The 6,981-nt window shown below is 44.9% G+C and carries 7 protein-coding genes; 3 read left to right on the top strand and 4 right to left on the bottom strand.

Going from position 1 to position 6,981, the window contains the following annotated elements:
* Nucleotides 1–367: 367 nt before the first annotated feature.
* Nucleotides 368–2,008, bottom strand: coding sequence for an AAA family ATPase (locus QZW82_RS30000; protein ID WP_293157300.1), 1,641 nt, complete (start codon nt 2,006–2,008; stop codon nt 368–370).
* Nucleotides 2,009–2,290: 282 nt separating this feature from the next.
* On the bottom strand, nt 2,291–2,575 hold the full coding sequence (locus QZW82_RS29995) for a DUF2470 domain-containing protein (RefSeq protein ID WP_293157297.1): 285 nt from the start codon (nt 2,573–2,575) through the stop codon (nt 2,291–2,293).
* Nucleotides 2,576–2,987: 412 nt separating this feature from the next.
* Here QZW82_RS29995 and QZW82_RS29990 point away from each other — a divergent pair, with 412 nt between their 5' ends.
* Entirely contained in the window at nt 2,988–3,251 is a 264-nt protein-coding gene (locus tag QZW82_RS29990) for a transcriptional regulator (protein WP_293157294.1), read from the top strand.
* 107 nt (nt 3,252–3,358) lie between these two features.
* On the opposite strand, the gene QZW82_RS29985 is transcribed toward QZW82_RS29990, so the two are convergent.
* Nucleotides 3,359–5,512: an SPFH domain-containing protein gene (locus QZW82_RS29985; RefSeq protein ID WP_293157291.1), complete on the bottom strand. Its 2,154-nt coding sequence runs from the start codon at nt 5,510–5,512 to the stop codon at nt 3,359–3,361.
* Nucleotides 5,513–5,751: 239 nt separating this feature from the next.
* On the opposite strand from QZW82_RS29985, the gene QZW82_RS29980 reads away from it, so the two are divergent.
* Complete coding sequence (locus QZW82_RS29980; RefSeq protein ID WP_293157288.1) at nt 5,752–6,093, top strand: DUF433 domain-containing protein; 342 nt, start codon at nt 5,752–5,754, stop codon at nt 6,091–6,093.
* Nucleotides 6,094–6,096: 3 nt separating this feature from the next.
* Nucleotides 6,097–6,303 (top strand): DUF5615 family PIN-like protein, encoded by a 207-nt coding sequence (locus tag QZW82_RS32350; protein ID WP_366665110.1) that lies wholly within the window; start codon nt 6,097–6,099, stop codon nt 6,301–6,303.
* 142 nt (nt 6,304–6,445) lie between these two features.
* On the opposite strand, the gene QZW82_RS29970 is transcribed toward QZW82_RS32350, so the two are convergent.
* A complete protein-coding gene (locus tag QZW82_RS29970; protein WP_293157285.1) occupies nt 6,446–6,571 on the bottom strand; it encodes a hypothetical protein in 126 nt (41 codons plus the stop codon).
* Nucleotides 6,572–6,981: the final 410 nt, after the last annotated feature.

Raw genomic sequence — 6,981 nt, 5'->3', positions numbered from 1 at the left:
GGACTTCAGTCCTCTGAATGAAGGACTAAAGTCCTTACTACGAACCGAAATTAAGTTAATTATCGATCGCATCTTCTCCCAGCAGGTTTGATCGTTCGGACTTCAGTCCTCTGAATGAAGGACTAAAGTCCTTACTACGAACAGGTTTGATCGTTCGGACTTCAGTCCTCTGAATGAAGGACTAAAGTCCTTACTACGAACCGAAATTAAGTTAATTATCGATCGCATCTTCTCCCAGCAGGTTTGATCGTTCGGACTTCAGTCCTCTGAATGAAGGACTAAAGTCCTTACTACGAACAGGTTTGATCGTTCGGACTTCAGTCCTCTGAATGAAGGACTAAAGTCCTTACTACGAACCGAAATTAAGTTAATTATCGATCGCATCTTCTCCCAGCGGCCTGCTGTAGCGCTTCAATTCATCAATCAATCGAGTATCGTTAGAAGCTGTTCTCGCCCCAGCTTGGGCCGCCCACTGTTTTAAGTCTTCGATTTGCGATCGCGCGATCGCAGCTAGTGGTACTGTATCCTCGATCGACCTCAAAACATCCTCCGTCATCAAATCCCGGCGCTGCCCGTTCACAAAAGTGCCAAAAGCCCGGTACAATCCATCAATTACCACTTGCTCAATTTCCGCACCGCTAAAATTCTCAGAAGACTTTGCCAAAATTGCCAAATCAAAGTCGCGGAATCTAGTGGGGCGCAAACGCTGCAAATGCACTTTAAAAATATCTTGCCTTTCCGATTCCGAGGGCAAATTCAAAAAGAAAATCTCATCAAACCGGCCCTTTCTCAGCAACTCTGCGGGCAAAATCCGCACGTTATTGGCTGTAGCGACGATAAACACCGGGCTAGTTTTTTCCTGCATCCAAGTGATCAAACTGCCGAATACCCGGCGCGAAGTTCCCGAATCTCCGTCGCCGCCGCTGATGATGTTGCCGAAGGCTTTATCTATTTCATCGATCCACAAGACGCAAGGTGCGATCGCCTCTGCCAATTGTATCATTTGTCGAACGCGACTTTCGCTTTCCCCAACAATGCCACCGAACAATCTGCCAGTATCCAAGCGCAGCAGCGGCAAACGCCATTCACAAGCAATAGTTTTCGCCGATAAAGATTTGCCCGTTCCTTGAATTCCTACTAACAAAACGCCCTTAGGATTGGGTATACCGTAGCGGCGCGCTTCATCAGTAAAAGCATCTTGCCGCATCTTTACCCACTGCTTCAAATTTTCCAATCCGCCGACACTTTTCAAGGATTCTCGGGAGTTGCAAAACTCCAAAATTCCCGTTTGGCGAATTGCTTGCTGTTTCTCTTCCAAAACTCCGTCAATATCTGACTCGTTGATTTGCTGTTTGGCTGCCAAAGCTTTAGCTAAAACCCGCCCGATGCGAGCGCGGCTCAAACCTTGACAAGCTTTAACTAATTGTTCTTTTACTAAGCCACTAACTTGCAACTGTTCCGGCTTTTCCACCACGTGGGAAATTAAATGATTGATTTCTTGGATGTTGGGTAAGGGGAAATCAATTACTGTTACTTCTTCTTTCAATTCCTCCGGCAATTCTAGCGCGTGAGAAGTGAGGACGATGGTTTTTTTGCTGCGCTTCAATTCCCTGGTTAAATTACGCAATTCCCGGATTACAGGAGCACTTGTACTGCTGTAGGGATATTTCAAAATAGGGTGCAAATCTCGGAGTACAAATAGAGTATATTCTTCGACAGCGGTCTTGCCGATGCGATCGAGGGCCGCCATTACCGAACCTTTCCCGGAACCGTTATCCTCCCAGCCCCGCACAATATCCCAGAACAATACCCGGCGCGCGGGTGTTACTTGCAGCGCTACTTGGGCAATTACTGCCTCGACAGGTTCCTCTTCGGCGCCGACAATGTACAGCAGCGAGTAGCGGGCGCGAATCATCAAATCTAGTCGCTTTACCAGTGCCTCGAAGGGGTTATTTTTACTGCCTTTGACCGCATCAAATTCTTTGGATTGAGGGTTGTTTTTTGTCATTTTATTTGATATGTTAGATGTCAACTTAACTCGATTAAATATATTGTTTGTACTAAGGACTAAAGTCCTTATTAAGGATTTCACCAAAGTCAAGATTTGTAGTAATGATTTTAGTGATTTTTCTAATTTGAACGGACTAAAGTCCGTACTACGAACGAGTTTTTAAATTATATTAAACTCAATGTTTGCAGCCTGGACTTTAGTCTTTTTCAATAATTTAAACAAACTAAAGTCCGTACTACGAACGAATCTTGAAATTATAACAGAATACGGAAAATTTGGCTACTTAGCAGCTTTTCTGGCTTGTTTTACCATATCGATCAGAGTGTGGTGAGCATCTTCGGCATCTGCTAAAGTGCGATCGAACTTTACTCTCACAGGTACTGTTTCGCCGTTGACTTGAGCGGTTAAATCCATGCCGTTAGCATCGATAGCGAGCATTTGAGCTGATGTCGCCTCGGGTTGGCCGCCGTAGGCTTGAGCGTACAAAACTATGGCGCTAGCGTGATCGTCGTTCATGTGAGTGCAGATGCGATCGCTAATCTCAGTGGAAAACTGTTCTGACATGGGAATTCCTCATATGCAATATTGCGATCGATTGTACTGCGATTTGCGCGATCGCAGAGATTCCCGGCGCATATAATTCGCATTTACACCAACAAAGTTCGGATGCTATACAAACTCAAAAAAAAGTAAATTCAGTATAGAATGTACGCTTCGTACTAGAAAAATAAAGCCTAGTCTGAGAATTATCAGGTATAATGTCATGTACGCAATACGATACAAATTAAATGTGATTTTAATTTAAAAAAATAATCTTATGAAAAATTCTATTGCATATATCGAACTACTCAAAACATTTCCGCCGCGATCCATAACTGCGGAGTCAGAATTAATCGCAACTCAATAAACCATTGACTCTCTGTTAGACAAAGGCGAACTGACTCCTGACGAACGCGATTACCTCAACCTATTGGGATTGCTTGTTTATGAGTACGAGCAAACTTTAGAACCCATACCTGACATTTACGGAGTAGAACTGTTAAAGGCTTTAATAGAAGAATTTGAACTCAGACAAAAAGACTTAGTTGCTATTTTTAAAACCGAGTCTATTGTCTCTGATATCCTCCGGGAAAAGCGCCAACTTACAACGGAACACATCCAAAAACTTGCTGAATTTTTCTATGTTTCGCCTGCTGCTTTCTTTCCCCTAAATGCAGCATCCAAGAATTCGCGGCAATAGGTATGTAGTTGCGCTTGGGCGCCGCATCCAACATCCAAGAATTCGCGGCAATAGGTATGTAGTTGCGCTTGGGCGCCGGCCGGCGAAGACAGCGCAACTACGTACCTTTATGAATTGTCAAACGGCAATTCATCAAACAGCGAATCAATATCACTATCCGAATTTGCAACAGGGGACGAATTAGGGCGAGATTCCGGGGACTTAACAGAATTCACCTTTGCTACAGGTAACTTGGCCACAGATTCAGATTTTTGTAACTTAACTACAGGTAACTCCCCGCCATTTTCGCCATTTTTCCCCGTTTGATTCCACATCATCATTCCCAGCAAACCGTCAACCAAACCCCCGCCGCTACCGTTTCCGCTAACCGCAACATCTGGGACAACTCGCACATGACTATCGCCGATAATTTGCATTAACTGCAAAGCCGTATAACCGGAACCGCCCAAAGCTACAACACCCGCGCGATAAGCTTCAGCTTGAGCATTTCCTTTCACTCGAATCGACTCAGCTTCGCCTTGAGCTTGTTTCACCTGAGAATTCGCTTTTAACTCGGAAATCATGACGCCTTGTTCCGATTTCACCATCTCTTGCTGAATCTCGGCTAAAGCAGTTTCCCGCACCAATTGTTGCCGCTGAGTTTGTGCTATTTGCTGCACCTCATACGTCTTGCATTGTTCCTCAGCAATTTTGCGATCGGTTTGAGTTTGCATCAACTCTGCGGGCGGCAGAATATCCCCGATCAAAGTATCAATTGCTTGCACGTCGTAGGTTCGCAAAGCTGCTTTGATATATTCCGCTGCTTCTGCTTGGCGATCGCTCCGGGCGGAGAGAAAATCTAACACAGAATAAGATTGAGCCGAATTGCGGAAATAATTGCCGATTGTCGGCTGCAAAACGTGGTCAACTAAGTTCTGCATCGAACCGACGCGAGAGATGACTTTCGGAGCATCTAAAGCGCCGACGTGAATAATTTGAGCTACTTCTAAATCGAAGGCAAAACCATCTCTAGAACGTACTGTTAAAGATGAAAGTTGAGAATCGTAACTGTGTCTTTCTATTTTGCTCGACCAATTCAAAACAATATTGGTAGTTGGTACTAATTCTACTTTCAAAATGCGAGTGTTCAGCGGATGTTTGCCCGGATAAAGCGGAGTTACCCACACCCCTTTATTCCCGACATTTACCAAATTCCCGTGAGTGAAAGCAGCGCCGCTGACATCTTCTGAGGTTTGACCCACATAGGAAATCACGGCGCCCACATAGCCGATCGGGATTTCGGTCATCGGCACTTGGTCAACCCCGACAAACCAAGGATTTAAGTTCCACGAACCGGAAAGCAAAACCTGTTCCTGCAAACCGCGCCGCCCGCCAGCAGTGATAAATTTTTGCGAGTTTTGGAAGTTGTCATGATTCGGAACGATCGGGCCGGCAATTTCGCCATCTTGAATCGGAACGCCGTCATAAGTGGTGACAATTCCTACTTTATCCGGGGCAATCGTGTACAGTTTTAACTGTTCGGCTGTCATCCCGTGTTTGGGAGAATTTGCTGCTGTAATTACGGTAAATAATGCCGTGTTAATTCGATAGCTGCCACCTGTCAAAATGCCGAGTTGCCTGCCCTTTTCGCCGCCGCCTTTGAGGAATTTGCGAGCATCTTGAAAATTGTCGCATTCTGTGATTTTGCCGAGAATGCGCTGCGGTGGATTTGACTCGCCGCCTGCTGCGATAACTAAACCAATTTCGCCTTGGGGAACTATCGTCAGAGATTCTTTGCGAACGTTGTACTGCAAAGGCCAATAACCCCAATGCCAACCGGGGGGTAATGTATCGGCTTGATATCCAGCTTCTCCGTTTAAGGCAATTAAATCGCCTGGGGGTAAAGATTTGCCACCGAAGCTAAACTTTTTGCTGACAATGCCGACTTCGCGATCGCCAATTACGACTAATCCGCCAAAAAATAGCGGTAGCACTAGAATAACTATCATACCGCCGATCGCGATCGGGATAAATCCACCTCCATCAAGCTGCATTGTCTGTACTGGAACAGTGGTACGCAACTGCCCTAGCTGCAACCTAGAATCAGGTTTTGCTGCTAGCTGAGTCGAGGTTTGTGTTAGGGGGATATCGCCAGCAGCCGTTACTGGCGAGGGTTTCAAAGTCGTAATTGCACTGAGGGCTAAAGACGCCGAAACAGCGGCTGCTAAATGTTTTAAAACCCGAATGTTGAGTTGAGATTTAGGCAAAAGTGAATAAAGCATTTTTTTCATACAAGCTGTAGAGTCTTATTACATCCAGCTTAGCCTTGATTCCAAAGTAGGTACATAAAACTTATTGAAATTCTGCGGTTATTTTTGTGCGAAAACAGGTTTTCCAGTCAATACAGCCTGTTCAATAATACAGCCGATCGCTTGACTCTCGGGCGATCGCACTTTTTTAATACGACATTTCCAAAAGTAGTTTGATAAGATAGAATGTTACCGCAATTCTATTGTTTGCCATGACGCTGAAAGAATTAGAGCCTCAATTGCTGGCACTCTCTGACGACGAAAAAGCTCAAGTGGTTCAACTCCTATCCCAAGGGAAAATCACTCCTTGGCGCGGTATTGAAAAAACCCCTGGTGTTTGTGGCGGCAGTGCCTGCATTGCTGGAACTCGCATCACTGTTTGGGGACTTGTAGAAGCTCGTCGGATTGGCTATAGCGAAGCCGATTTACTCACAAGCTATCCATCCCTATCTGCTACTGATATTGCCAACGCTTGGGTTTATGCTGAAGCTTTTTCCGATGAAATCGAAACAGAAATTCGAGAAAATGATGAAGTGATGTACGAGGATTTGTAGCAGATGGCGCGTCTCTATGCCGATGAGCAATACCCCTATCCTGTTGTAGAATTACTGCGAGCTTTAGGACACGATGTTTTGACTGTTCAAGAAGCAGGGAAAGCGAATCAGAAAATTCCTGACGAAAATGTTTTAGCTTTTGCCAGTAGTGAAAAACGTGCTGTTATTACTGAAAACCGTAAAGATTTCTTTCGGTTGCACCGCATATAGCTTCTTCATGCTGGCATTATTGCCTGTACGAACGATCGCAATTGGTTCGCGCTGGCTAACCGAATCCACACGGCTATTACAGCAGAAGAATCTTTGGAAGGTAAACTAATTCGTGTTGTGCGGCCGGCTGTGTGACGGTAGATTACAGATTGACGAGCGATCGCTCTTTCATTTTAGGCGATCGGTCATCAGAAACAACAAAGGGCGATCGCTTTTTTATTTTAGTCGATCTGTCATCAGAAACAAGAAAGGGCGATCGATCTTTCATTTTAGCCTCTCGTTTATCAGAAAAAAGAAAGGGCGATCGCTCTTTATGTGTGATACATAACTTTAGGGTATTGGAATCCCTACTGAACGCACAGCAATTTTAACAGTCTCCTTAACCACATCACTGACTGTAGCATCGGCAAGTGATTGCGCCCAACTTAACAACTTGTTTTTCATCGTAGGGCTATTCCGAGATTGAGTAGCCATATCTTCTGCAACTTCTTTCTGAGCATCGTCTACAGTGATTCCTCGCTTTTCCAACTGTTCAATTAAGTCTTGAATTTCGTTAGTGTCATGAATTATTCGCGGGGGGTTCCACGGTCATGTTTGGCATGATCTCGCTCTACGACGAGGCAAAAAACTGTGAGACAACTGGTTTCATTGGGAAAGGCTCCAATCTCATCAGATTTG

This window comes from Microcoleus sp. bin48.metabat.b7b8b9.023 (assembly GCF_013299185.1).
Classification (GTDB): Bacteria; Cyanobacteriota; Cyanobacteriia; order Cyanobacteriales; family Microcoleaceae; genus Microcoleus.
Note: the sequence above shows the minus strand (reverse complement) of the source record. Positions and strands in the feature narration are given on the sequence as shown.

Bases quoted from the DNA above. Each gene is read 5' to 3' on its own strand.
- QZW82_RS30000 (WP_293157300.1), bottom strand. From the start codon at position 2,008: ATGACAAAAAACAACCCTCAATCCAAAGAATTTGATGCGGTCAAAGGC.
- QZW82_RS29995 (WP_293157297.1), bottom strand. From the start codon at position 2,575: ATGTCAGAACAGTTTTCCACTGAGATTAGCGATCGCATCTGCACTCAC.
- QZW82_RS29985 (WP_293157291.1), bottom strand. From the start codon at position 5,512: ATGCTTTATTCACTTTTGCCTAAATCTCAACTCAACATTCGGGTTTTA.
- QZW82_RS29980 (WP_293157288.1), top strand. From the start codon at position 5,752: ATGACGCTGAAAGAATTAGAGCCTCAATTGCTGGCACTCTCTGACGAC.
- QZW82_RS32350 (WP_366665110.1), top strand. From the start codon at position 6,097: ATGGCGCGTCTCTATGCCGATGAGCAATACCCCTATCCTGTTGTAGAA.
- QZW82_RS29970 (WP_293157285.1), bottom strand. From the start codon at position 6,571: ATGAAAGATCGATCGCCCTTTCTTGTTTCTGATGACAGATCGACTAAA.